The organism is Micromonospora sp. NPDC005254 (assembly GCF_042872525.1).
Taxonomy (GTDB): Bacteria; Actinomycetota; Actinomycetes; order Mycobacteriales; family Micromonosporaceae; genus Micromonospora.
In genome coordinates, this window is record NZ_JBIAKM010000003.1 from 143,226 (window position 1) to 168,665 (window position 25,440).

Genomic DNA, 25,440 nt, shown 5'->3' on the forward strand with positions numbered 1-25,440 from the left:
CCCGCCCCCCCCGCCCCGGGGGGGCCCCCCCCCCGGCGCGGCCGCCCCCCCCCCCCCGCGCCCCCCCCCCCCGGCCGGTGGTGCGGGGACTGCTCAGCAGTCGTAGGCAGTTCAGCAGTCGTAGTACATGGCGAACTAACCGCGCTTGGCGGCTGACCTGGGGGAGTGGTCTCGATCAAGCCGCTGAGCAGGTCGTACGTCGTATATCAACTTCCATCGTTATCCAGTGTTTCCGGGCGGCATCTGTACCCCTCGTGTACCTAACGATCTTGGGGTGGTGGTGTGTGCGAGTGGTTCCGAGGGGGATCGGTGCGGCATCCCGTCGCGCAGGCTCCGCCCTGCCGGGCCGCGCCGACCTGGTCCAGGTGGAGCGCCCCACCGGACGAACGACCTGGACCAGGTCGGCGCGGTCTGGTGGCCTCCGGTGTGCGACGGGTACCCGGTCGCGGCCGGGGCATCCCAGAGTCGCCGAGGGTCCGGGGCGAGTAGCCCCGGCCGCCGGAGGCCATCCCCGGGTCGTAGGGCCGGAGGCCCTGCCCGCCGGAGGCAGGTTCCCGAGGCGGGTTGCTTGGCGGCAACGCGGAAGAGCCGGAAGTCCGCCAGCGTGCGTCACGGCCTGGCTTGCGGCCTATCGGTGCTGGTGACGCTGGGCGCTCCACTGGCTCAGAAGGTGGGCAAAGAACAGGACAAAGAAGGCCAGCATCAGCACACCAAGGAGGTTGTGGGCCGATTCCTGCCAGCTTCGGGGCATCAACGCCTGCGCCTCGAAGAGGAGTCCGGCAAGACCGCAGCAGACGGCAGCCGACGCCCAGAGCCGAGGACGATGCACCACCCGACCGAATAACCTGGCAGTCTCGGCGCGTCGGCTGCGCACTAGAACAACACCGGCGAGCACGACCACAGCGACACTGCCGCCAACGACCAGCGCAATCATTACTGCCTGAGCCACATCCATGGTCGTCACGGCGCCAGGGTAGCCGTAGCACGCGATGCCCCAGGGTATGGGTGTCCCCGTCGTGGATCGTTGGTTCCGCGTTCAGCCCCGGTCACCTCCAATGAGGATGGCCGGGGCCTCGGCGTGTCCACTGGTCTCGCGGTGGCCACCGCCGGGCCGCGCCGGGAGCGAAGCGGCGAGGCGCGGACGGCCGGCGAAGGTGGCGGGCGAGCGGCCCGCAGGGCCGCCTTGAAGACGTATGGAAAGTTCTCACGGGCAAGAATTCAGGCAGGTGTCCGGTCTCGGGACCTGCGTGACACATCGGTATCAGGACCTGGGTGACACTCCGCCGAGTGTTGGTGGAGATGAGCGTGATGGAACAGCGGTATCGAGCCGTCCAAGACGTGCTGGCCGGATCCACGGTCACGGACGTCGCAGAACGATTCGGGGTCTCCCGCCAAGCGGTGCATCGTTGGCTGGCCTGGTATCAGGACGAGGGCCTGGAAGGGCTTGCGGACCGGTCCAGCCGGCCACGTTCCTCGCCTGGCCAGACTGCTCCTGAGGTGGAGGCGCTCATCTGTGAGCTGCGCCGGAACCACCCGCGATGGGGTGCCCGTCGCCTGCTCTTTGAGCTTGGCCGTCGTGACTGCCCCGGGCCGATCCCTTCGCGGATCACCGTGCATCGGGTGCTGATCCGGCACGGCCTGGTCGATCCGACGCCTCGCCGGCGTCGGCGGGAGGACTAACGGCGATGGGAACGCGGCCGGCCGATGGAGCTCTGGCAAATGGACATCGTCGGCGGCATCCAGCTGGCCGACGGTGGTGAGGCGAAGGTCGTCACCGGCGTCGACGACCACTCCCGGTTCTGCGTCATCGCCGCCGTCGTCCGCCGGGCCACGGCCCCGCCGGACCACCACCGCAGCCCGCGTCCCAGCCGCTCCAGGTCGAACGCCGCGTCAGCTGCCGAGGATCCCTGGTCATCGCCGGCCAACGCATCCACGTCGGCATCACCCACGCCGGCCGCACCCTCACCGTCGAAGCCGCCGACACCACCTTCCGCGTCCACGACGGCGACCAGCTCGTCACCGAGGTCGCCCGCACCACCGTCAAACCGGTCGCCCGGTTCAAGGTCCGCAAACCCGAACCTCCGCGACCGACGGCTCCAGCCACGAAGCCACAACCTACCGTCGTCTGACACGCTGAAAGGATGCGCACCCTGGGGTCGTCTGCTGAGTTCCGCGAACAGCCATGGCCCACGATCGCGGCACGCCTACACGGCGTCCTCAACGACAGTGCCACCTACGAACCAGTGCTGGACATCGTCGACAGCGTCATCGCGTTCGAAGCCGAAGCCCTGCTGGCCGGCACGACCTCAATGTTCGACCTCATCGTCACGCCGAAACCCGTCACACCACCACCCGTCGACGTCGTCAGGGTCCGCTCGACCAACGGCTGGATCACCATCGAGCACATCACTCACACCGGCCGAAACGACCGGATCCAAAGACCAGCGCAGGAGGGAGTCGCCCTGTTCTGGCGGTTCATGATCGAAAAGTTCGGCATCCACCCCACGCCGACCGGCGCACCACCTGACCAAGCGGCTCCATAACAGTAGGAATCTAGCCCCTCCCAAGGCATTCGCCAGGACTTGTAGCCTGAGCCGTAAGAGATCGTCTAGCCGGACGTGTCACCCACGTCCCGAGACTGGTCTGTCACGCACGTCCTGAGACCCGACAAAGAATCCAGGCAGGACCACGCGGTCGGGACGGGGGGATCGACAGCGAGGCGAGGGGCACGCGGTGCTGAACCGCGCTCTTCGAGATCAAGGCGGTCCGCAAGCGGGCCGCGCCGGCCGGCGACGCTTCAGGATTGCCAGAGCCTTGAAGACCTCGGGGCTCCGCCCCGAACCCCGGCCCTCCTCAGAGATGCCGCCACGCGGATCACCTCGACGGTCACCACAAGGGCTACCAGCATCCCCGGACGGGGCCAAGGTCGTTCGTCCGGTAGGGCGCTCCACCTTGTCCCCGTCCGGGGATGCTGGACGGTCTACGACTGCCCGACGAGGAGGTCCGCTCCACCTGGCCTGGCGCAGGTCGGTCCACTCCACCGCGTGTGGTCGGCGGCGGGCGGGATGGCCGCAGGCTCGGCACACATATGATGACGACGCCATCCCGTGACCAGCCGATCGGAAGCACGGCCAAATGACAGGTTTACCCGCTGCCGCACTGGTGTCGATCCTCGTTCTGCTCGCAGTGCTGGCCATCGACGTATGGGTTTACGCGGACGCCAAGGAGCGACTGAGGCGCGGGAACCCGGTCGCTGTCTCGCTTGGGTCTTTCCGACTGGAGACCCCGGAGGCGTGGTTCCTGGGCTGTCTGATCCTGTGGGTTGTGTTCTTCCCGCTCTACCTGACAGCCACGGGGCGGAACCCCTTCGCTCACAGCAAGGCCTGACAACAACAGGGTGCAGTCGTGCTGTGGGCCATCCATGGGCCAGCAACGGTGCTGAGCCCGGTCGCGGCCGGGGACTAGGGGTCATTGCGGCGCCACCTACGACCACGCCTGCCGCACATCCCCCCGCTACGGAGCGCTACTTTCTCGCGGCCGGTTGCGGACTGCGCCTGGGTGAAATCCTCGGCTTGGAGGTGGACGACATCGACTTCGACGAGCGGGAGGTGCACGTCCGACGCCAGCTCAAGGTACTCAAGGGCCGTCAGCCGTTCCTCGGACCGGTCAAGACCAGCACCAGCGCCCGCACGGTCGAGCTGCCCGACGTCGTGGCGGTGGCGCTGCGTCAGCACCTGGCCGACGGGTGCGACGCGGTCGAGGTCGACGACGACACGGACCGTCGCCGGCCGGTCCGCCGGGCCGCACACCTGCTGTTCAAGGGTGTCGGCGGCGAGCCCGTCAACGCGGCGACCTTCTCGCGGACCTGGGCCACCGCACGGGGAGCGGTCGGCCTGCCGGCGCGGTGGGGGATTCACGGACTACGGCACTACTACGCAACGGTCCTGATCCACGCGGGCGCATCGGTGAAGACGGTGCAGCTTGCGTTGGGCCACAGCACACCGACCATCACGCTCAACACCTACGTCCACGAGTGGCCGGACGTGCTCGACCGGACGCGGCTGCTCATCGACGGTGCGCTCAGCCAACACGAAACGGCGGCCACGCCGGCTGTGAGCCGGGCATGACCGCCGTCCGTGAGGTTGTACCCAACCTGTACCCAAGATCAGTAGTGATCCTGTTGGTGCAGGTCAGAGCCTTGATCAGGCTCAGCAGTCGTAGTACATGGCGAATTCGTGCGGGGTCGGGCGCAGACGCACCGGGTCGACCTCGTTGGCGCGCTTCCAGTCGACCCAGGTGGAGATCAGGTCGGGGGTGAAGACACCGCCGTCGAGCAGGTAGTCGTGGTCGGCCTCCAGCGAGTCGAGCACGGCCGGCAGCGAGCCCGGGACCTGCTTGACGTCGCCCCACTCCTCCGGCGGGAGGTCGTAGAGGTCCTTGTCGATCGGCGTCGGCGGCTCGATCTTGCTCTTGATGCCGTCCAGGCCGGCCATCATCATGGCCGAGAAGGCCAGGTAGACGTTGGCCGACGGGTCCGGAACGCGGAACTCGACGCGCTTGGCCTTCGCGTTGCTGCCGGTCACCGGGATGCGGGTGCAGGCGGAGCGGTTGCGCTGCGAGTAGACCAGGTTGACCGGAGCCTCGTAGCCGGGCACCAGGCGACGGTACGAGTTGACCGTCGGGTTGGTGAAGGCCAGCAGCGATGGCGCGTGGTGCAGCAGGCCGCCGATGTACCAGCGGGCGGTGTCGGACAGGCCGGCGTAGCCGGTCTCGTCGTAGAACAGCGGCTCACCGTTGAGCCAGAGGCTCTGGTGGGTGTGCATGCCGGAGCCGTTGTCGCCGAACAGCGGCTTGGGCATGAAGGTCGCGGTCTTGCCGTTGGCCCAGGCCTCGTTCTTCACGATGTACTTGAAGAGCTGGAGCTGGTCGGCGGCGTGCAGCAGGGTGGAGAACCGGTAGTTGATCTCGGACTGACCGGCGGTGCCCACCTCGTGGTGCGAGCGCTCCACGGTGAAGCCGGTGTCGACGAGCCGACGCACGATCGAGTCGCGCAGGTCGGCGTAGTGGTCGACCGGGGGCACCGGGAAGTAGCCGCCCTTGTACGCGGTCTTGTAACCGCGGTTGCCGCCCTCCTCCTCGCGGCCGGTGTTCCACGCGCCCTCGACCGAGTCGATGTAGTAGAACGACTGGTGCGCCGAGGTCTCGTGGCGGATCGAGTCGAAGATGTAGAACTCCGCCTCGGCGCCGAAGTAGGCGGTGTCGGCGATGCCGCTCGCGGCGAGGTACGCCTCGGCCTTCTTCGCGACGTTGCGCGGGTCGCGGGTGTAGGCCTCGCGGGTGAACGGGTCGTGGATGAAGAAGTTGAGCGCGAGGGTCTTCTGCGCCCGGAACGGGTCGATGAACGCGGTGGCGACGTCCGGGAGCAGGAGCATGTCCGACTCGTGGATCGCCTGGAAACCGCGGATCGACGAACCGTCGAACGCGAGGCCGTCGGTGAAGAGGTCGTCGTTGACGGACTCGACCGGCAGGTTGAAGTGCTGCATCACGCCGGGCAGGTCACAGAAACGAACGTCGACGAACTTCACGTCCTCGTTCTTGAGGTATCGCAGCAGTTCCTCGGGATTGGCGAACACACATCCTCCTGGCACGTCCACGGGGTGGCTAGGCTCCTGGCGACGCTATGGCCGGGGGGTTGCCCGGCCATGTCTTGAGTGTTTCTGCCGTGTTACGTCCCTCGCGGAGCGTCAGCGACGCTCCTGTCCACGCACTCAGCCTGCGCGAACGCCGTACCGGCTGTGCCAGTGTAATGACACTTGATGCCATTGGCCCGAATCGGCACGCAGTGGTGACGGCGATCCGAGGCCCCGATTCGGACGCGGATACCCTTGATCGCTGTGACCAATCCGCACGTCCCGGCAGCGCCGGCCACCGATCCCACCTTCACCCCGCCGAGCCTGGGTCGACGCTTCGGAGCGTTGATCATCGACTGGGTGCTCTGCCTGCTGGTGGCCAACATCTTCGCCGATCCGGTACGCGACGGCTGGGCTCCGGTGCTGGTGCTGATCCTGGAGTACGGCATCTTCCTCGGCCTCTTCGCCCAGACGCCGGGCATGTACATCACCAAGGTCCGCTGCGTGAACTGGCACGACGGAGGCCGGATCGGCGTGCTCCGCGCGCTGGCCCGGGGCGTGCTGCTGGCGCTCGTCGTCCCCGCGCTGATCATGGACCAGCACCGTCGGGGCGTGCACGACCGCCTCGTCGACTCGGTCATCGTCGACGCCCCGCGCGGCTGAGCCGACCCCCGCAGGGCCGGTCCGCCCTCGCACGACCCGCAAGATCGCACTCGATCCTGGATGCAGTGGCATCCGCCGCGCACGAGGCCACTACAGCCAGGATCGAGCACGATCATGGCCGGGAGCCGGGAGCCGGGAGCCGGGAGCCGGGAGCCGGGAGCCGGGTCATGAGGGGGTACGCGAAGGAGCCGGACCCGTGCGGGTCCGGCTCCTTCGCGTACACCTGGGGTCAGCGACCCCGCGACTGGCGGGAGGCGCCTGGCGGCCGCATGTTCTTCGGGATCGCGCCCTTGGGCATCTGCGGACGGGCGGTGAGCGCCTTGAGTCGCTTGTCCAGCGCGTTGACGTCCTTGCCGCTGAGCGCGCGGGGCAGCCGCAGCAGCGTCGTGCGCAGCTTGCGGATCGGCAGCTCGCCCTCCTGCTGACCGATCACGTAGTCGTGCAGCGGGGCGGAGCCGATGACCTTCGCCAGCCGTCGCTTCTCCTGCCCGAGCAGGCCGCGCACCCGTTGCGGGTTGCCCTCGGCCAGCAGGATCACGCCCGGCCGGCCGATCACCAGGTGGACCATGTCCATCTGGGTGGTCGAGCTGACGGCAGGGGTGACCCGCCAGTCGCCGCGCATGTTGTCCATGATCTGCGCCGCCGCGCCGGGCTGCCCCTCGGCGGCGTTCATCATCGCCTTGTTGGACCGCAGGTTCAGCACGATCAGCACCGCGAGCAGGGCGAACAGGATGCCCAGCGGCAGCCAGATCCAGCTCCAGAGGATCACCGCGACCACGGTGAGCGCGAGCGGGATGAGCACCGCTGCGGCGACCAGCGGCGCGAACCACCGGTCCTGCTTGGCGGTGAACTGGAACACCATCCCGATCTGCTTCAGCCGCTGGCCGAACGAGACCTTCTCCTGGGGCTTTGCCATGCTGCAGAGTCTAGTGGTCCCCGCCGGCCGCGTTGATCCGCGTCCGGGTGCCGGCCGGCTGAGTACCTTACGTCGCCTCAGGCGCTGCGACCGGGCGGGTAAGGAGGGTACGGCCGGGCAAGATGAGGCGGTGTGCCCATGCCGGGCCGGGGCCTTCGCGCGAAGAGTCGTCAGCAGAGGACGACGACGCGACGAAGGAGCCCGACATGTTCGGCAACGACGTAGATTTCCTGCTCTCCATGCACCGTACCCACGCCGCTGAGCTGCGGGCCGAGGCTGCGGCGGAGCGACTGGCGCGGTCGGTGCCGCGCCGCTCGGGTCGTACCTGGCTGGGCCGCCGCCAGCCGGCCCGCCGCACGGGTGACGACCGCCGGTGACCACGACCGCCGTACCCACCGCGCCCAGCGGAACCGGGCCCGTCCCATCGGCCGGCCGGCACGACGGACCGGCGCCCGGGTCCGGGCCGTCGGCCGGCGGGCCCGGGTCCGGGGCAGCCGCCCTGTCGCCGCGGCGCCGGCCGATCGGCGGGGCCGGTGTTCCATCCGGTCATGGCATGCTCGGTCCCGTGACCGTACGTGCCGCCAGTTCCGTCCTCGTCGGCCGCCAGCGTGAGATCGCGACGCTGCGGGACGCGCTGGGCCGGGCCGGGAAGGGCGATCCGGCCACCGTGCTGGTCGGTGGCGAGGCGGGCGTGGGCAAGACCCGGCTGCTGGAGGAGTTCGCGGCCGGAGCCACCGCCGCGGGCGCCCGGGTGCTGGTCGGCCAGTGCCTGGAGCTGGGTGAGGCGGGTCTGCCGTTCGCGCCGTTCGCCGCGGCTCTGCGCGCGGTGTTGCGCGCCGACGGCGCGGAGGTCTTCGCCGGCTACGAGGCGGAGTTCGCCCGCCTGCTGCCGGAGCTGGGCCGGGTGCCGGCGGGGTTGACCGCGCCGAGCGTGCGACCACTGACCGACGCCCCGCGTGGATACCTGTTCGACCTGGTCGCCGAACTGTTCCAGCGGCTCGCCGACGCCCGGCCACTGCTGCTGATCATCGAGGACCTGCACTGGGCGGACCGTTCCACCCGGGATCTGATCGGCTTCCTGGTCCGGGCCGCGCGGCCGGGCCGGCTGCTGCTGGTCTGCACCTACCGCACGGACGAGTTGCAGCGTGGCCATCCGCTGCGCCCGTTCCTCGCCGAGCTGGACCGGGCACGGGGTGTCGAGCGGGTCGAGCTGGGTCGGCTGGACCGCGACGGCACCGGCGCGATCCTCGCCGACCTGCTCGGCGGCGAGCCGTCGCCCCGTGCCGTCGACGACATCCACGACCGTACGCAGGGCAACCCCTTCTTCATCGAGGAGCTGGCCGTCGCCGGCTCCCCGCTCGGCTGCGCGGCGCTGCCCGAGACGCTGCGCGACCTGCTGCTGGCCCGGGTGGACCGGTTGCCCGAGCCGGCTCAGCGGGTGCTGCGGATCGCCGCTGCCGGCGGCACCCGCTTCGCCCACGGTCTGCTCGCCGAGGTCGCCGGCCTGCCCGAGGCCGAGCTGGAGGACGCGTTGCGCGCCGCCGTCGCGGCCCAACTGGTGGTGGCCGACCCGGACGGCGACTACGAGTTCCGGCACGCCCTGGTGCGTGAGGCTGTGCACGACGAGTTGCTGCCCGGTGAGCACGCCCGGCTGCACGCGCGGTTCGCCGCCGCGATCGAGGCCCAGCCGCACCTGGTCGTCGCCGGCCGCGCTCCGGCCGAGATCGCCCACCACTGGTACGCGGCGCACGACCATCCCCGTGCCCTGGTCGCCGCGCGGGTCGCGGCCTGCGCCGCCGCCGACCGGTACGCCTACGCCGAGCAGCGTCGACTGTTGGAGCGGGCGTTGGAGCTGTGGGAGCTGGTGCCCGACGCGGCCGACCTGCTCGGCATGGACCACCTGGCGTTGCTGGAGCAGACCCTGGACGCCGCGGTCACGGCCGGCGACTTCAGTAGGGCCATCACGTTGACCCGCGCCGGCCTGGCCGAGGTGGACGCCGACGCCGCACCGCTGCGCGCCGCCCGCCTGCTGGACCAGCGGGGCCGGCTGATGGCCCTGCTCGGCAAGAGCGACGGCAGGCGGGAGTTGGATGAGGCGTACCGCCTGGCGGCCAGCGGGCCCTTCGGGGTGGAGCGCGTCCGGCTGCTCGCCGACGTCGCCGCCCACCTGGTCAAGATCGATCCTGAGCAGGCGGCCCGGGTCGCCGCCGAGGCGAGCACGGACGCCGAGGCGCTCGGCGAGGAGCTGGCCCTGCTGCCGACCCGGATCGCCCTGCTCTGCCACCAGCAGCTGGACAACCGGTTGGCCGAGCTGGGCAGCGCCGAGGCCGTGGCCCAGGCGGCCGGGGACACGGCGGCTCTCGTGCTGGTCAAGGTGTTCCAGTCGGACGTGCTCTGCGAGCTGGGCCGCTACGCCGAGTCCGCGCAGGCGGCCGAGGCCGGCCTGGCCGAGGCGCGGCGGGTGGGGATCAGCCGCTCGACCGGGGCGTACCTGCTGTCCAACCGGGCCGAGGCGCTCATCGCGCTGGGTCGGTGGGACGAGGCCGAGACGGTCTGCGCGGAGGCCGCCCGGATCGACCTGTCCGGCGTCACCGGGCTGCACTGGTTGCAGTTGGGGGCCGGTCTGCGGCTGGCGCGGGCGCACCCGGGGGCCGACGAGATGGTCGACCGGGCGTTGGCCTTCCTCGGCCGCCCCTACCTGTGGCCGAACCACCGACTGCCCCTGCACGAGCTGGGCATCGAGGCGGCGCTGGCCGCCGACGACAAGGTCGAGGCGGTCCGCGCGGCCCGGGTCGCGGTGGCCGACGACAGCCTGCCGCAGCTGCCCCGCGAGGGTTGGCCGGTGCTGAGCGCCGCCGCGCGTACCGCCGCCCGGGTGGGTGACGGGGAGCTGGCCGCCGCCGTCGGCGCGCTCGCGGCCGACCTGCCGGCGCGACACCCGGCCGCGCGGGCGCACGCTGCCCAGGTCAGCGCCCTGCTGGCGGCCGACGACGAGGCGTTGCCGGCGTGGCGGGCGGCGGTGCAGGCGTGGCGCACCGACGGGCAGCCGTACCCGCTCGGCCGGGCGTTGCTGGCGCTGGCCGAGGCCGCCGCCGCCGCGGGCGAGCGCGACGAGGTGTCGGCGGCGGTCACCGAGGCGGCCCAGATCGCCCGGCGGCTGGGCGCGACGCCGCTGGCCGAGACGGCCGCCACCCTGGCGCGGCGGGTCGGCCTGCGGGGGACGGGCAACGGCGGGGCCGGGGCCGATCTGCTGACGTCCCGGGAACGGGAGGTGCTGCGGCTGGTCGCCGAGGGGCACAGCAACAGCCGGATCGCCGAGCGGTTGTTCATCTCCCCGAAGACGGCAAGCGTGCACGTCTCCCGGATCATCGCCAAGCTCGACGTGACCAACCGCGGGGAGGCCGCCGCGCTGGCCCGCCGTCTCGGCCTGCTCGCCGAGCCCCGCTGAGGGCGCCGCGGTCTCCTCAGCCGCGCGGCAGGTAGATCCGCCAGCCGTCGAGGGTGACCAGGTCGAGGTCGCCCGGGTCGGTGCCGAGCCGCTCGTCGAGCCGGGCCGCCAGCGGCGAGCCGGTCGGCGCGACCCAGGCCGGCGCCGCCGCGCGCTCCACCTCCCGGCGGTACGCGGGGTAGCGGTCGAAGCCGGGGCGCAGGGTGTCGTCGACGACCGCGCAGACGACGTCCTCGGCGCTCGCGAAGGTGAGGCGGTTGCAGGTCCAGTAGCCGGCGCGGACGTGTCGTACGCCAAGGTGGCGCAGCGTGGCCACCAGCTCGGCGTGCCGGGCCTCGGCGGCCCGGGTCGCCGGGGCCGTCAGCGCCGCCTGACCGGTGGCGTAGGCGGCGGTGAGCAGCGTGGCAACGAGGACGACCAGCGCCGCCGGCCGGGCCGCCGTCCACCCGGGGCCAGGCCGGGCCAGCGTCCAGACCGGCCAGAGCAGCGCCGGCACGGAGATGAGCAGGGTGGACAGGTAGCGCGCACTCTCCGCCGGGGTGAGGCCGGAGGAACTGCTCAGGGTGTACGCGCCGAGGGTGGCCACCGCGGCCAGCACGAGAGCCAGCCGCATGGCCGCCGCGACCCGGGGCGCCGAACCGTCCGCACCGCGTGAGCCGTCCGTACCAGGTGAGCCGTCCCCACCGCCCGAGCCGGGTGGGCGGTGCAGCGTCCGCCAGGCCGTGCCGGCGGCGACGACCAGCAGCACCGGCAGCGCGTACGCCCACCACAGTTGCCAGGTGGCGCAGGATCCGGGGCCGCAGAACCCCATGCCGAGCGGCGGCCCGAGCAGCAGCCCGCCGTGCAGCCGGTCCGCCCAGCTCGCGGTGGCGTCCGCCCCGCCGGCGGCGAGCACCGCGTGCAGCGGGTTGCGGCCGGTCAGCAGGCTGTGCCCCAGCAGCGGGGCAGCCCCCAGCACGGCCGCCGCCCCGAGCAGCGCTCCGGCCCGCCCGCGCAGCTCCCGGTGGCGGAACCCGACCAGAACCGCCCCGGTCGCCACGACGTACGGCAGCACCAGCGGGTCGACCCAGAGCATCAGCCCGGCCAGGAACCCCCAGACCGCCCAGCGGACGAGTCGCCACCCCGGCCGGCCGGCGGCCAGGTCGACGGCGAGCAGGGCGAGCGCCACCCCGGCCGCGTTCATCTCGGGGTAGCCGCCGCCGGCGATCAACTGGTTCTTGACCACCCGGTCGGCGCCGAGCGCCAGCAGCGCCACCGCCAGCAGGGCGAACCAGCGGTCCCCGGTCAGCCGCAGCGTCAGCCGCCAGGTCAGCAGCAGGAACAGCGCGTACAGCAGCAGGGTGGGCAGCCGCAGGCCGAACAGGGACGGGCCGGCCAGGGCGAAAACCGGCGCGGCCAGGTACGCCTCCAGCGTGCCCATGTACTGCTGACCGTAGAACCAGACCGGGAAACCCTCGCCCCGGGCGATGTGCAGCGCGGCCAGCCCCATGGTGGCCTCGTCGCTGTTCGTCGGGGGAGTGGCGTGGCCCAGCAACCAGAGCCGGTAGCCGACCCCGGCGAGCACTGTCAGGGCGGTGAGCCAGCCGACCAGGCCGAGGCGCGAACCGGGCCGCGGACGCGGTCGACCCGCGCCGCGCGGCTGTTCGCGTACCCCGGCGGTCATCGCACGATCATGACACCCGGACGCCGCACGGCCCGTGCGGCGCTGTCGGCGGGTCAGCCGGCGGTGGCGACCGGGGTGGCAGCGCGGGCGTCGAGCGCCTGCTTGTAGAGCCGGCCGGCCCGGTACGACGAGCGCACCAGCGGCCCGCTCATCACCCCGGCGAAGCCGATCTCCTCGGCCTCCTCGCGCAGCTCCACGAACTCCTCCGGCTTGACCCAGCGGGTCACCGGGTGGTGCCGGGGGGAGGGGCGCAGGTACTGCGTGATGGTGATCAGCTCGCAGCCCGCCTCGTGCAGGTCGCGCAGCGCCTGGGAGATCTCGGCCCGCTCCTCGCCCATGCCCAGGATGAGGTTGCTCTTGGTGACCAGGCCGTCGGCGCGGGCCTGCCGGATCACGTCCAGCGAGCGGTCGTAGCGGAACGCCGGCCGGATGCGCTTGAAGATGCGCGGCACGGTCTCCACGTTGTGGGCCAGCACCTCGGGCCGGGAGCCGAAGACCTCGGCCAGCTGCTCGGGCACGGCGTTGAAGTCGGGGATGAGCAGCTCGACGCCGCAGCCGGGCTGCAGGGCGTGGATCTGCCGGACGGTCTCGGCGTACAGCCAGGCGCCGCCGTCGGGCAGGTCGTCGCGGGCGACGCCGGTGATGGTGGCGTACCGCAGGCCCATCGAGACGACCGACTCGGCGACCCGGCGCGGCTCGTCGGCGTCGAACTCGGCCGGCTTGCCGGTGTCGATCTGGCAGAAGTCGCAGCGCCGCGTGCACTGGTCGCCGCCGATGAGGAAGGTGGCCTCCCGGTCTTCCCAACACTCGTAGATGTTGGGGCAGCCGGCCTCCTGGCAGACGGTGTGCAGCCCCTCGCGCGAGACGAGCCCGCGCAGCTGGGTGTACTCCGGCCCCATCTTGGCCTTGACCTTGATCCATGGCGGTTTGCGCTCGATCGGCGTCTCGGCGTTGCGCGCCTCGATCCGCAGCAGGCGACGCCCCTCGGGGGCGGCCGTTGCGGTACGCGCTGCCTGGCCGGTCGTCGGCGCGGAGTGCTCGATCGTCACGAAAACGAGCCTACGCCGGATGGCGGGCGTCTATGTGCGTCAGGCGACCGGCGTCACGCCCCGAACGTTGTGACGCCTGACACCGGCAAGCCGAAAATTGGCGTCACACGCGCGGGGCCGGGGTGCTGCGATCAGTGTCGGCGGCGACCGCCAGTACCGTCGCTCGACGCGGAGTGGGGCTTCGTCGCCGACCAGCGGGACATCATGCGCGTGCCGCGCGACACTGCTCGCCCCGAGTAGACATACGGGCTGGCGTCAGGTCGCGCTGGCCCGTGCGCCACGGATCTGTCAACACTCGGCGAGTCGGTCGCGTAGCCGGGCCGACTGCGGGCCGTTGAGGTCCAGTGCGAGCGCCGCCCGGTACGCCGTGGCGGCCTCGTCGGCCCGGCCGAGGCGGTGCAGCAACTCGCCGCGGGTGGCGTGGAACCACGGGTAGCCGTCCAGCCCGACGATCGCTTCCACCAGAGCCAGCCCGGCGTCGGGGCCGTCCCGCTCGCCGACGGCGGCCGCCCGGTTCAGCCGCACCACAGGTGTGTCGTGCACGGTGAGCAGCACGTCGTACCAGGAGATCACCGCGTCCCAGGGCGTCTGGTCGTAGGACGGGGCGAGGGCGTGGCAGGCGGCGATGGCGGCCTGGACGACGTACCGGTCGGGATTGTCCGGGGTGCGGCGCAGCGCCTGACCGACCAGCGCGACGCCGGTGGTGATCGCCGCCCGGTCCCAGTGCGAGCGGTCCTGCTCGGCCAGCAGCAGCGGCCGGCCGCCGTCGTCGACCCGGGCCAGCCGCCGGGAGTCCTGTAACAGGAGCAGGGCCAGCAGGCCGAGCACGGTCGGCTCGTCCGGCATCAGCTCGACCAGCAGCCGCGCCAACCGGAGACCCTCGTCCGCCAGCCCGACCCGGATCAGGTCGTCGCCGGCACCGGCCGTGTAACCCTCGTTGAAGATCAGGTAGACGGTGGCGGCGACGCCGGCAAGCCGGCCCGGCAGTTCCTCGGCCGTCGGGACACGGTAGGGGATGCCCGCCCGGCTGATCTTCTGTTTTGCCCGGGTGAGCCGCTTGGCCATGGTTGCCTCGGGCACCACCAGGGCGCGGGCCACCTCGGCGGTGGCCAGCCCGCCGAGGGTGCGCAGCGCCAGGGCCACCTGCGCGTCCAGGGACAGCGCCGGATGGCAGCAGGTGAAGATCAGCCGGAGCAGGTCGTCCCGGACGGCCTCGGGCGAGTCCGGTGCGGGATCGAGCAGCGCCACGGCCTCGGCCTCCTTCCCGGCGCGGCGGGCCTCCCGGCGAATCACGTCGACCGCCCGCCGCCGTGCCACGACCAACAGCCAGCCGCGTGGGTTGTCCGGCACGCCGTCCCGCGTCCACACCCGCAGGGCGCGGACGATCGCGTCCTGCGTGGCGTCCTCGGCGAGGTCGACGCTGCCGGTGACGCGGATCAGCGTGGCGAGGATCCGGGAACGCTCGGCCCGGATCACTCGCGCGGCCGCGTCGCCGGCTGTCGCCGCGTCGCCGGTCAGGGTCACAGCGGGATGACGGGGCGTACCTCGACCGCGCCGTTCCAGGCCGCGGGCATCTTCGCGACCGTCGCCACGGCCTCGTCCAGGTCCGCGCATTCGAGCAGGTAGAAGCCGGTCAGGGCTTCCTTGGTCTCGGCGTACGGGCCATCGGTGGTGAGCACGTCGCCGCCCTTGCCGCCGGGGACCCGTACGGTGGTCGCGGTGGCCGTCGGGTAGAGCGCGCTGCCGCCGCGGATCACCGCGCGTGCGGCCTCGCCGAACTCCCGGTACTCGGCCATCTCGGCGGCCTGCTCGGGGCTGCTCCAGTCGACGTCCGCGGTGTAGGTCAGCGCGATGTAGGTGGGCATGTCCGCTCCTCGCGTCCGGGCCGGGCGGTGGACGCCGGCCTCAGGTGTCGAGTCGGCGCTGGTCGCCGACTCCACCATAGGGACGATCGGTCGGACCCTCCACGGGACACCCGGTGCGGAATTTCTGGTCGACGGTCGGCCCGCCGGCCGGAAGTTCAGACCTCGACGAGGGTGGCGAGTCGGCGCTCGACCACCGGGAGCACGTCGGCGACGCTGATCGGGCGGCCCAGTTCGGCGGTGAGCGAGGTGACGCCGGCGTCGCGGATGCCGCACGGGACGATCCGGTCGAAGTACGTCAGGTCGCAGTCGCAGTTGATCGAGAAGCCGTGCAGGGTGACGCCCCGGGCCACCCGGATGCCGATGGCGGCCACCTTGCGGGCCGGCCCCCGGTCGTCCTCGGGCACCCAGACTCCGCTGCGCCCCTCGACCCGGCCGGCGGCCAGGCCGAACTCGGCGCACACGTCGATGAGCAGCTCCTCGGTGCGGCGGACGTAGGCGACCACGTCCACCGGGTCGGGCAGCCGCAGGATCGGGTAACCGACGAGCTGCCCCGGGCCGTGCCAGGTGATCTTGCCGCCCCGGTCCACGTCGACGACCGGGGTGCCGTCCATGGGGCGGTCCCAGGGCTCGGTGCGCTTGCCCGCGGTGTAGACGCTCGGGTGCTCCAGCAGCAGCACGGTGTCGCCGCGCTCCCCAGCCACCACCGACTCGTGCAGGCGCCGCTGCTCGTCCCAGGCGGCCTGGTAGTCGAGCAGGCCGGCGCGGACGGCCGTCAGGCCGGAGGTCGTCGTCGTCACAGCGTCCAGCCTAGTCCCGCCGCGGGCCGAGATCCGTCGTGAGCCGCCTCACCGGCCGTCCAGCGGTGCCTACGGCTCAGGTGCTCGGCACGGGGTCGGCCGGGCGTCCACGGCGCAGGCGGCGGACGAGGAGGGCGATGGCGGCCAGCGTCGGCACGGCCAGCGCGAGGTAGAGCCAGAGCGGGGCGGCGAACGGCGACGGCCGGGGCTCCGGGCCGCCGAACGCGGCCCGAGCCAGCAGTTCGCCCGGCACCGCCAGATCGGTCGACCCCGGCGGTGCGGTGACCAGCACGTCCCGGCCGCCGCCGGGCGACACCGCGGCGAGAACGGCCCGCCGGTCGTCGCCGTCCGCCACGACTGACTGCTTCACCACCGGGTCGACCCCGCGCCAGCCGACGATCTCCGTGGTCGACGCGGCGACCGGCAGCGGTTGGCCGACGGCGTGGCCGGTGGCGGCGTCCAGGAACTCGATCCGCCAGGTACGTGCCGCCACCTGTTCGGAGGTGCAGCGGAGGCCGGCGCAGCCGTCGAAGGCGAGCAGCGCGATCCGCCGGCCGTCCGGGTGCCAGGCGGCCGGACCGGCCAGCATCCGCCGATCGCCCAGCTCGACCTGCCAGCGAACGCTGCCGTTGGTCGGGTCGACGACCACCAGCCGTTGTCGTTCGGCGATCGACGCGGGCACGTCGGCCGGGCCGGCCACCGCCACCAGATCGCCGCCCGGTGACCAGGCCGCCGCGGTGTGCGCGGCGAAGGTGCCGGCCGCGACCACCCGCTCGGTGCCGCGGTATGGGTCGAGGACGAGTAGGTCGTCGGGCTTCTCCGGGTCGTTGAGCTGCTGGTTGTCCGGCCCGTAGCTGATCACCGCGTCGTCGTTGCTGCGGGTGCTCAGGACCCGATGCCCGTCCGGCGACCAGGCCAGCGGTTGCATCCCGGTGTGGATCGGGCGGTGCTGCTGCCCAGTGGTGAGGTCCAACAACTCGCCGGACGGCCGCAGGTAGTGCCGCCCGTCCGGGGAGAGCAGCCCGTGGTCCTCGCCGACGTGCAGGGGGATCAGCCGGTAACCGCCGTCCCGGCCGACCAGCACGCCGGTCGACTCCAGGAATCGGGTGCGGCTGGTGAAGAAGACCAACGCGGCCGGCCCGGCCGGGCGCTGCTCGACGGTGGCCTGCCACAGCCACGGCTGGTGCACCTTCGACGGCACCGTGCTGCCGGTGGCCGTGCTGCCGGTGGCCGTGCTGCCGGTGGCCGTGGCTGCTGGCACGCTGAGCATCACCAGCGCGAGCGCGGCACCGACCGTGACCCCGCGCCGCAGTCGTCTGCCCGTCGTTCTCACGGCCCCATTAGAAGCCACGAAGACCGATGACGAAGCCCCGTCCGTCGTGCCGTTCCTATTGGTCAGCCGGTGGGATGCGCCAGAGCCACACGTCGTCGACCCGCTGCGGCTCGCCGAACAGGGCGGTGGCGGTACGCCGGACGGCCGCCTCGTCGACTTCGAACTTCGCGCCGTGCACCTCGTCGGCGAGGACCACCGTCTCGATCCGCCAGTGCCGCAGGTCGGAGCTGACCTCCCGTTTCGTGCCGTCGGTGATGATCGGCATTAGCCCGGTGCGACCAGCCTCGTCCATGAGCGCGCTCAGGGTGCGCGGCACCGGCCCGATCCGGCCCCGCCCGTCCGGGCCGCCGGGGCCGAGGAAGAAGCCACCGGGGATCGCGAACTCGCCCTGCCGGTGCGACAGCGCGTACGCCTGCCAGCGCTGCCCGTCCGGGTAGACGTCGACGGCCAGCGGCACCGGAGTCAACGTGTTGCCGTCGGAGACGTACTGCCGCCAGGCGCCGGACGTGATGAAGTGCGGGATGGGCTCCCGCTCCCGGGTCAACAGCGGGGTGGGCAGCAGCGGCAGCAGGGCCACCGCGAACCCCAGCGACCAGGCCAGCTCCGTCGAACGGTGCCGCAGCGGCGCGGCCCGCAGTTGATCGATGGTGTACGCCAGCAGAACCCCGATCACCGGTGCCACCACCAGGGCCAGCCGGGCGGGCAGCGCGGCATTCACCACCGGCAGCTGCCCGAGCACGTCGAACGGCATCGGCAGGTCGGTACGGCGTCCGTCGATCTTCGCCACCGGCCCGAAGGACAGCACCGTGAAGATCACCGCGACGACGCCCAGCGCCCAGAGGACGGCCCGACGGCCGGGGTCGGCGCGTCGCCAGAGCGCGACGAAGCAGACCACGGTGAGCACGAGCAGCGGGATCCCGAAGAACGAGTTCTCCTCGGTGGGGTTCGGGGCCAGCGAGGTGCCCAGCCCGACCTCCCCGGCCAGGGAGCGGCGCGGGAAGGCGGCGAAGGCGGCGATGTCCTCGGAGTGGATCACCGGGTCGAAGCCGGTGCCGTGGAACCGCTGCGGCCCGGCGAAGTGCAGCCACAGCGGGTACGACAGCAGCACCCCGGCGACCACCGCGGTCACGCCGAGCCCGCGGACGAAGGTGGGCAGGGCGGCTCGGGCCTCGGCGCGGTGGGCCGGGTGCAGCGCCCAGACGGCGACGAACACGCCGAGCGCGAGGGCGGCGAAGAACAGGCCCTCGGCGGCGATCGAGAAGGCCACCGCGACCACGACGCCGAGGATCACCCCGTCGCGCAGCCAGTGCCCGGGGCGGCGCAGCGCGAACAGCCGCCAGATCAGCAGCGGCACGAGCCAGCCGGCGGTCCAGTTCAGGTGGGCGTTGGCGTGCGAGACCATGCCGGGGGAGTAGGCGATGAACAGGCCGCCGACCCCGGCGGCGAGGCGGCTGCGCACCACGTGCCGGGAGAGCAGCCAGTACCAGGCCAGCGCGGTGGCGAGCAGGTTCAGCGTGAGGATCACCAGGAACGTCGCCGGTGGCCCGATGAGGTACGTGAGCGGGGCGAAGACCACCGCGTACACCGTGATCGAGGTGTTGACCGCGAGGTTCACGCCGTCCGGGACGTTGATCAGGTACGTGAAGAAGGGGTTCTCCCCGTGGGTGACCGCATGCCCGCCGAAGGCCAGCAGCCACTCGAACAGCGCCTGGTCGCTGGAGTTGACGGTGATCGCGCGCACGTTCGGGTCCCGCCACAGGCCGCTGGTCACCCAGACGGCGAGCGCGAGCGCCACCAGCACGACGATCAGGTCGGCCCGGCGGTCCCGGAGGGCGCGCGGCGGCGACGCGGGTGCGGGCCCGGTGGCCAGCGACGGGGAGGACGGCACGCAGCGGACGTTACCAACCGGACCTGGACGAGCCGGTCAGACCGCCGGTTGTTGTCGGCTCCGCTGCCCTCGCGGTGGCCATGGTTCGTCGTACACAACGGCTGCCGTGAATGTGTGAGTGTGCCCCATGTCATAGCTCCGACACATCGTCGTAACGTCTCGGCAACTCGACCGTGACCCAGTTCACAGTCTGCCCCTCTCAGGAGGCCGCCGTGCGCCGCTCCTCGTCCACCCTCAACCGGCTGCTCGGTGCGGTCGCCGGGCTCGTCCTCGCCGCCGCGGGCGCGATCACCCTCGCCACGCCCGCCCAGGCCGCCACCCTCACCCAGGTCACCGGCTTCGGCTCCAACCCGGGCAACCTCGCCATGTACGCCTACCGGCCGGACAACCTGCCGGCCAACTCCCCGGCTGTGGTGCTGCTGCACGGGTGCACCCAGAACGCCTCCGGCTACTTCGCCGGCTCGGGCTGGCAGAAGTACGCCGACCAGTGGAAGTTCACGCTGATCGTCGCCCAGCAGCCGTCGGGCAACAACGCCAACTCCTGCTTCAACTTCTTCGAGAGCGGCGACACGACCCGGGGTCAGGGCGAGGCGCTGTCGATCAAGCAGATGGTCGACCACGCCAAGGCGAACTTCGCGGTCGACGGTTCCCGCGTCTTCGTCAGCGGCCTCTCCGCGGGCGGGGCGATGAGCGCCGTCATGCTGGCGACCTACCCGGACGTCTTCGCCGCCGGATCGATCATCGCCGGCATCCCGTACCGCTGCGCCACGAGCATGGTCAACGCGTTCAGCTGCATGAACCCGGGCACGGACAAGACCCCGGCCGCCTGGGGCGACCTGGTCCGTGGCGCCTACTCCGGCTACACCGGCCCGCGCCCCCGGGTGGCCATCTGGCACGGCACGTCGGACACCACTGTCACCCCGCTCAACGGCACCGAGTCCCGCGACCAGTGGACCAACGTGCGGGGGATCTCGCAGACGCCGACCAGCACGTCGTCGCTGCCCGGCAACACCAGCCTGGAGGTGTACGGCAACGACGAGGTACGCCTCTACCGGGTCTCCGGCATGGGCCACGGCACCCCGGTCGACCCGGGCTCCGCCGCGGACCAGTGCGGCACCGCTGGCGCGTACTTCCTGGACACCATCTGCTCGACGTACCGCGACGCGCTCTTCTTCGGTCTGAACGGCGGCGGCAGCACCCCCACCCCGACCCCCACGGCCACCACCACGCCGACCCCCACGGCCAGCCCGACGCCGACGCCGACCCCAACCACGCCGGCGACCTGCGTGACCGCGAGCAACTACGCGCACGTCACGGCCGGCCGGGCCTACCAGTCCGGCGGCTACGCCTACGCGAACGGCTCCAACCAGCGCATGGGCCTCTACAACACCTTCTACACGAGCACCCTCAAGCAGACCGGTCCCAACTACTGGGTAATCGGCTGCTGACCCCACCCACCCCACCCCGGTGATCAAGAGGTTTGCGTCAGAATCCGGCCCCCGGATGACGCAAACCTCTTGATCAACTGGGAGTGGTCAGGCGGTGAGGGCCGCCTGGAGGGCTTGCGGGAGGGTGGGGTGGTGGTAGGGGTAGGCGGCCTTGGTCAGGACGGCGGGGTGGACTCTCGTGCTGGTCAGGGCCTCGTGGGCGAAGCCGCCGAGCGCCACCTTCAGGGCCAGGGCGGGGATCGGGATGATCGCCGGCCGGTGCAGCTGCCGGGCCAGCTCCCGGGTGAACTCGGCGTTGGTCACCGGATGCGGCCCCACCACGTTGACCGGGCCGGCGATCTCGTCGTGGGCCAGCAGGAAGACTGTCGCGTCCAACCAGTCGGCCATCGAGATCCACGGCAGCCACTGCCGGCCACTGCCCAGTCGCCCGGCGATGCCCAGCTTGAACGGCAGCAACTGCGGCTTGAGCAGCCCGCCGTCGCGGTGCAGGGGCAGGCCGGTGCGCAGTCGCACCACGCGTACGCCGGCGTCCTCGGCCGGACGGGTCGCGGCCTCCCACACCCGGCAGACGTCGGCCAGGAAACCCTCGCCGGCGGGCGCGTCCTCCTCGACGACCCGGTCGCCCGTGTTGCCGTACCAGCCGACGGCCGACGAGTTGAGCAGTGCTCGGGGACGGTCGGCGGCCGGCAGCCCGGCGATCGTCGTCGCGAGCGTGGTGCTGCTGTCCACCCGGCTGGTGCGGATGAGCCGCCGGTAGTCGTCGTTCCAGCGCTTGTCGCCGACGCCCGCGCCGGCCAGGTTGATGACGGCGTCGGCCCCGGCGACCGCTGCCGGGTCGAGATGGCCGGCCGCCGGGTCCCACTGCCGCTCCCGCGGGTCGCGCGCCGGTCGGCGCACCAGCCGGGTGACCTCGTGCCCGTCGGCGGCGAGCCGGTCGGCCAGCCGGGTGCCGAGAAAGCCGGACGCGCCGGCCAGAAGGATCCGCATGCCCTTATCTTCGTCGAAAACGCCACCCCCGGATGCGACCCGGCCCCACTCCTCGCCGATCTTGCACTTTGTGTCGTGGTTCTGCCCAGCTAGGTCGGTGCTGCCGGGACAGCACGTGCACGATCGGCGAGGCCGGGTGGAGGGTCAGACCCCCGCGACGGGGCGTAGGTCGGTGAGGAGGCGCTCCACCTCGGCGTACGCCTCCGGGGGGAGCGGGCCCAGGGTCAGGGTTGCCAGGTTTTCGTCGGCCTGGGCCACTGTGCGGAGGCCGGGGATCGGCACCGTGCGCGGGCTGCGGGCCAGCAGCCAGCCGAGCGCGCCCTGCGCGAGGGTCCGCCCGTCCGCGGTGAGCGCCGCGCGGACCTGCTCGACCCGTGCCGCCCACCGCGGCGTGGGCCGGCCGTCGGTGAACCACTGCAACCACTCGGGCGCGCGACCGCGCACGTCGTCCGCTCCGAGTGCGCGGGTCGACCCGGTGAGCAGGCCCATCGCCAGCGGCCCTCGGTTGAGGCTGGCCAGGTCGTGGCGGTCACAGACGGCGAGGACCGCCGCGTTGTCGCTCAGCACCGACTCGTCGTGCTGAATGGCGACGCAGCGCGCCCCGGCCGCCGCGAACGCCTCCGCCGAGGCCGGGTTGTCGGTGCTCCAGCCGTACGCCCGGATCTTGCCCTGGTCGACCAGGTCCTCCAGCGTGCCGACCAGGTCGAGCGCGGCGGGCACCGGCAGGTCGTTGATGTGCAGTTGGTAGAGGTCCACGTGGTCGGTGCCGAGCCGCCGCAGCGAGTCCTCCAGGCTGCGCACGGCGAACGCCGGGCTGGCGTCGGTGCCGAGCGCCCGCCGGGTGGCCTCGTCGCTGACGTTGCCGAACTTGGTGGCGATCACCGCCTCGGCCCGGCGACCCGCCAGGGCCCGACCGAGGACGCGCTCGCTGTGCCCGGCGCCGTAGTTGCTGGCCGTGTCGAACAGGGTCACCCCGAGATCGAGAGCCCGGTGGATCGTACGGATCGACTCGTCGTCGTCCACCTCTCCCCAACCGAACGGCTGGCCGTCGTCACCCCAGAGCGGGCCGCCGATCGCCCAGCACCCCATCCCGATCGCGCTCACCTCGATGCCGCTGCGTCCCAGCGTTCGTGTCGTCGTCATGCGGACCAGCCTCCAACCTGGAGTGCGCTCCAGGTCAAGGGGTGGCTACCATGCCGGGACATGACCGGTTACGCCCCCGCGGAGGCCGCCCGGCGCAGCGGCTTCAGCCTGGACACGCTGCGGTACTACGAGAAGATCGGCCTGCTGGCCGACGTGGGTCGCACGGCGGGCGGCCGGCGCGTCTTCACCGACGACGACCTGAGCTGGCTGGTGCTGTTCCGCTGCCTGCGCGACACCGGGATGCCGATAGCCCAGATGTGCCGGTACGCGGCCCTGGCCCGCGAGGGTGAGCACACCGTCGACGAGCGGCGCGAGCTGCTGCAACGACACGCGGCGCAGGTCGAGGAGCAGATGCGCCTGCTCCAGCGCCAGTACGACCACCTCCGGGAGAAGATCCGCTTCTACGAGCGCCTGCCCGGCCCGGGCACATCCGGCGAGGACCGGGCCGTCGCGCGGCCGGCAGGGGCAGGCGAGGACCGGGCCGTCACGCGGCCGGCGGGGTCAGGCCGAGGAGGTCCTCGGTCGTCCCGGGCCGGCCGGTGAGCGCGTTGAGCGCGGTGACGAGCCGTTTCTCCTCGTACCGGAAGTGCGACTCCAGCAGCGCGGCCAGCCCGTCCAGCTCGGCGCGTACCTGGGCGGTCGGCAGCGGCCGGTCGTCGCTGAGCACCTGCTCGATCCGCCCGAGGATCCCCGCCACCACCTCGTGGTCGGCGATCAGGTTGGCCAGGACCGGGCGCAGCTCGGGAACCTCGTCGGCCAGGACCCGGAACGCCCCGGCGTCCTCACCGGTGTGGTGGCGGCCGAGCGCGGCGCAGTAGGTCAGACAGTGGGCCCGCAGGTCCCGCGACGGGCGGGCGTCGCCGGTGGGGGAGTCGCCGAGCTCGGCCCGCAGGCGGGCCAGCTCCGCGCCGAGCCAGAGGTGGATCTCGATCATCTGATTGCCGACGGCGGCGAGCCGGCCGGCGGGTGAACTGGTCGGGTGCACGTTCGTCCCATGCTGTCCCCGCGCCTCCATGCCCACGGCGGCCTTCGTGCCGGGTGCACCGCGACGCTGGCCGCAGTCTAGCGTTCCGGTGTGCCCGGCTCGTCGGGCTCCGGGGGGTCGTGCCAGCGGGCCCGCCAGGCGGCCTCGTTGGCCTCGTGCGTCGTTCGTTCCTCGAACACGGCGGCCCGCAGCGCGTGCCGGGAGCCCGACATCACCAGCACCTCCACGGCCACCAGTCCGACGCAGATCGCGGTGGCGAGAGCGAGCGCGCCCAGGGCCGGCAGGTGCTGGCCGACCGGCAGGGCGACCGTCAGCACCACGATCACGCCGACGCGGGTCCACGTGGCGGTGTGCAGGGTGCGGAGCTGGAACAGCATGTTGACGGCGAAATAGAAGATCAACCCACCGAAGAGCATGGGTACGGCGGGTCCCTCGATCCGTTGGGCGGGCCCGCCGGCCGGGTCGGTGACCTGGTGCAGGATCTCCTCGCTGCCGATGGAGAAGAGGATCACGGCGGCGATCATCGGTAGGTACAGGTACGCGTACGCGTCGCGGGCCATCGCCACGCGCGGGCCGCCCTCCGCCGCGTGCAGGGCGATCCGGGCGGCCGGCCCGACGAAGTCGAAGTGCGCCCACCACAGCGCGGCGGTGAGCACGATGCCGAGCGCGGCGGCCGCCACCGCAGGCCAGGTGACCGGTTTGCCGAGCAGGTTGCCGCCCACGCCCACGGAGATCACCGACTCGCCCAGCGCGATGATCAGGATGAGGTCGTAGCGTTCGGTCCAGTGTTCGGCGCTGGTCACCCCCCAGCCCCAGGTGCCGACGATGAAGCCGGTGGCGAACTGGACCACCACCACGGTGATCCACAGGCCGTCGCGGACCAGCGCGGCCCGGCTGGGGTCGTCGATCAGGGGCGGGAGGAGCGCGGCGGCCAGCAGCAGGACGATGCTCGCCGCCAACTCCGGCGCGAACCGGCGAAGCTGCCGGCGCTCCTGCGGGGTGTCGCGCACCACGTGCTGATACAGGATCCAGTGGATGCCGCGGACCACGACGTAGCTGATGGCCACCAGCATCGGGCCGGCGGCGCCCGCCTTCGGGTCGCTGAACGCCTGCGGCAGCGCGAGCGCGAACGAGAACAGGGCCGCCATCGCGATGACCATCAGCACCGGGACGTAGCCCTCGCCGAGGCGGACGCGGGTGGCGACCAGGCTGTGCACCACCCAGCACCACCAGAGCACGGCGAGCACCAGGCTGGCGTGCAGCAGCTGCCGGCCGGAGACGTTCGCGGCGGTGGCCCGGGTGATGATGAAGAACGAGAAGACGAAGACCAGGTCGAAGAAGACCTCGAACTTGTCCACCCGGGCGCCGGGGGCGATCGGGACGGCTGGTCCCAGTTGTCCACCCCGCCGGTAGCCGCCCACGGTCCCACTCTGGCAGCGTCCGGCCTGCTCGGAGGACGGAACGGGTCAGCCGGCGTCGCGGGACCGCAGACCGTCCATCAGCAGGTCGAGCAGCCGGTTACCTCCGGTCCGGGACGGGAAGACGCCTGGACCGCGGCCTGAGGCAGCCGTTCGCGGTTGCGCAGCGCGTCCGCCCGCACCGGGCGGGGGCTGGTTACCGGCGGG

The 25,440-nt window shown here is 72.2% G+C and carries 21 protein-coding genes and 2 pseudogenes; 9 read left to right on the forward strand and 14 right to left on the reverse strand.

Annotated features, from left to right (window positions below; all coding sequences use genetic code 11):
• Nucleotides 1-628: 628 nt before the first annotated feature.
• Nucleotides 629-964: a hypothetical protein gene (locus tag ACFYPR_RS10370; protein ID WP_387259518.1), complete on the reverse strand. Its 336-nt coding sequence runs from the start codon at nucleotides 962-964 to the stop codon at nucleotides 629-631.
• A 335-nt stretch (nucleotides 965-1,299) separates the two neighbouring features.
• On the opposite strand from ACFYPR_RS10370, the pseudogene ACFYPR_RS10375 reads away from it, so the two are divergent.
• From ACFYPR_RS10375 to ACFYPR_RS10390, 4 genes and pseudogenes are all read left to right on the forward strand, one after another.
• Nucleotides 1,300-1,836: pseudogene (locus tag ACFYPR_RS10375) on the forward strand (helix-turn-helix domain-containing protein); the annotation flags it as partial.
• 305 nt (nucleotides 1,837-2,141) lie between these two features.
• A complete protein-coding gene (locus ACFYPR_RS10380) occupies nucleotides 2,142-2,543 on the forward strand; it encodes a hypothetical protein (protein WP_355069037.1) in 402 nt (133 codons plus the stop codon).
• A 619-nt stretch (nucleotides 2,544-3,162) separates the two neighbouring features.
• Nucleotides 3,163-3,387 (forward strand): hypothetical protein, encoded by a 225-nt coding sequence (locus ACFYPR_RS10385; protein WP_354861376.1) that lies wholly within the window; start codon nucleotides 3,163-3,165, stop codon nucleotides 3,385-3,387.
• Nucleotides 3,388-3,410: 23 nt separating this feature from the next.
• Entirely contained in the window at nucleotides 3,411-4,127 is a 717-nt protein-coding gene (locus ACFYPR_RS10390; protein WP_387259520.1) for a site-specific integrase, read from the forward strand.
• An 81-nt stretch (nucleotides 4,128-4,208) separates the two neighbouring features.
• Here the strand turns inward: ACFYPR_RS10390 and glnA are convergent, their stop codons facing one another.
• Complete coding sequence (gene glnA, locus ACFYPR_RS10395; protein ID WP_354861378.1) at nucleotides 4,209-5,633, reverse strand: type I glutamate--ammonia ligase; 1,425 nt, start codon at nucleotides 5,631-5,633, stop codon at nucleotides 4,209-4,211.
• A gap of 261 nt (nucleotides 5,634-5,894) precedes the next feature.
• On the opposite strand from glnA, the gene ACFYPR_RS10400 reads away from it, so the two are divergent.
• Nucleotides 5,895-6,293 (forward strand): RDD family protein, encoded by a 399-nt coding sequence (locus ACFYPR_RS10400; protein WP_387259522.1) that lies wholly within the window; start codon nucleotides 5,895-5,897, stop codon nucleotides 6,291-6,293.
• A gap of 229 nt (nucleotides 6,294-6,522) precedes the next feature.
• Here the strand turns inward: ACFYPR_RS10400 and ACFYPR_RS10405 are convergent, their stop codons facing one another.
• Entirely contained in the window at nucleotides 6,523-7,209 is a 687-nt protein-coding gene (locus ACFYPR_RS10405) for a DUF4191 domain-containing protein (protein WP_354861380.1), read from the reverse strand.
• A 206-nt stretch (nucleotides 7,210-7,415) separates the two neighbouring features.
• On the opposite strand from ACFYPR_RS10405, the gene ACFYPR_RS10410 reads away from it, so the two are divergent.
• On the forward strand, nucleotides 7,416-7,586 hold the full coding sequence (locus tag ACFYPR_RS10410; protein WP_387259524.1) for a hypothetical protein: 171 nt from the start codon (nucleotides 7,416-7,418) through the stop codon (nucleotides 7,584-7,586).
• A 188-nt stretch (nucleotides 7,587-7,774) separates the two neighbouring features.
• Nucleotides 7,775-10,657 carry an AAA family ATPase gene (locus ACFYPR_RS10415; protein WP_387259527.1) on the forward strand — a complete coding sequence of 961 codons (2,883 nt, stop codon included), beginning with the start codon at nucleotides 7,775-7,777 and terminating at the stop codon, nucleotides 10,655-10,657.
• Nucleotides 10,658-10,673: 16 nt separating this feature from the next.
• On the opposite strand, the gene ACFYPR_RS10420 is transcribed toward ACFYPR_RS10415, so the two are convergent.
• From ACFYPR_RS10420 to ACFYPR_RS10450, 7 genes are all read right to left on the reverse strand, one after another.
• The gene (locus tag ACFYPR_RS10420; protein ID WP_387259530.1) at nucleotides 10,674-12,320 is read right to left on the reverse strand and encodes a hypothetical protein; all 1,647 of its coding nucleotides are present in this window, start codon (nucleotides 12,318-12,320) and stop codon (nucleotides 10,674-10,676) included.
• 53 nt (nucleotides 12,321-12,373) lie between these two features.
• Nucleotides 12,374-13,369, reverse strand: a complete 996-nt coding sequence (lipA, locus tag ACFYPR_RS10425) for a lipoyl synthase (RefSeq protein WP_354861387.1) — start codon at nucleotides 13,367-13,369, stop codon at nucleotides 12,374-12,376.
• Nucleotides 13,370-13,657: 288 nt separating this feature from the next.
• Nucleotides 13,658-14,887 (reverse strand): RNA polymerase sigma factor, encoded by a 1,230-nt coding sequence (locus ACFYPR_RS10430; RefSeq protein WP_387259988.1) that lies wholly within the window; start codon nucleotides 14,885-14,887, stop codon nucleotides 13,658-13,660.
• Nucleotides 14,888-14,889: 2 nt separating this feature from the next.
• Complete coding sequence (locus tag ACFYPR_RS10435; protein WP_355069027.1) at nucleotides 14,890-15,234, reverse strand: YciI family protein; 345 nt, start codon at nucleotides 15,232-15,234, stop codon at nucleotides 14,890-14,892.
• A gap of 155 nt (nucleotides 15,235-15,389) precedes the next feature.
• A complete protein-coding gene (gene lipB, locus ACFYPR_RS10440) occupies nucleotides 15,390-16,031 on the reverse strand; it encodes a lipoyl(octanoyl) transferase LipB (protein ID WP_363940594.1) in 642 nt (213 codons plus the stop codon).
• Nucleotides 16,032-16,107: 76 nt separating this feature from the next.
• Nucleotides 16,108-17,364 (reverse strand): hypothetical protein, encoded by a 1,257-nt coding sequence (locus tag ACFYPR_RS10445; protein ID WP_387259532.1) that lies wholly within the window; start codon nucleotides 17,362-17,364, stop codon nucleotides 16,108-16,110.
• Nucleotides 17,365-17,419: 55 nt separating this feature from the next.
• A complete protein-coding gene (locus tag ACFYPR_RS10450) occupies nucleotides 17,420-19,252 on the reverse strand; it encodes a DUF2079 domain-containing protein (RefSeq protein ID WP_387259534.1) in 1,833 nt (610 codons plus the stop codon).
• Nucleotides 19,253-19,464: 212 nt separating this feature from the next.
• Between ACFYPR_RS10450 and ACFYPR_RS10455 the strand changes: the two genes are divergently transcribed.
• The gene (locus ACFYPR_RS10455; RefSeq protein WP_387259537.1) at nucleotides 19,465-20,700 is read left to right on the forward strand and encodes a PHB depolymerase family esterase; all 1,236 of its coding nucleotides are present in this window, start codon (nucleotides 19,465-19,467) and stop codon (nucleotides 20,698-20,700) included.
• A gap of 87 nt (nucleotides 20,701-20,787) precedes the next feature.
• Here the strand turns inward: ACFYPR_RS10455 and ACFYPR_RS10460 are convergent, their stop codons facing one another.
• Entirely contained in the window at nucleotides 20,788-21,687 is a 900-nt protein-coding gene (locus ACFYPR_RS10460; protein WP_387259539.1) for a TIGR01777 family oxidoreductase, read from the reverse strand.
• 144 nt (nucleotides 21,688-21,831) lie between these two features.
• Nucleotides 21,832-22,830, reverse strand: a complete 999-nt coding sequence (locus ACFYPR_RS10465; protein WP_387259540.1) for an aldo/keto reductase — start codon at nucleotides 22,828-22,830, stop codon at nucleotides 21,832-21,834.
• Between the two features lie 60 nt (nucleotides 22,831-22,890).
• Here ACFYPR_RS10465 and ACFYPR_RS10470 point away from each other — a divergent pair.
• Nucleotides 22,891-23,253: pseudogene (locus tag ACFYPR_RS10470) on the forward strand (MerR family transcriptional regulator); the annotation flags it as partial.
• Between the two features lie 61 nt (nucleotides 23,254-23,314).
• Here ACFYPR_RS10470 and ACFYPR_RS10475 read toward each other — a convergent pair.
• Together ACFYPR_RS10475 and ACFYPR_RS10480 are read right to left on the reverse strand one after the other, a co-directional pair.
• A complete protein-coding gene (locus ACFYPR_RS10475) occupies nucleotides 23,315-23,815 on the reverse strand; it encodes a hemerythrin domain-containing protein (protein WP_387259541.1) in 501 nt (166 codons plus the stop codon).
• A 77-nt stretch (nucleotides 23,816-23,892) separates the two neighbouring features.
• A complete protein-coding gene (locus tag ACFYPR_RS10480; protein ID WP_387259544.1) occupies nucleotides 23,893-25,236 on the reverse strand; it encodes a low temperature requirement protein A in 1,344 nt (447 codons plus the stop codon).
• Nucleotides 25,237-25,440: the final 204 nt, after the last annotated feature.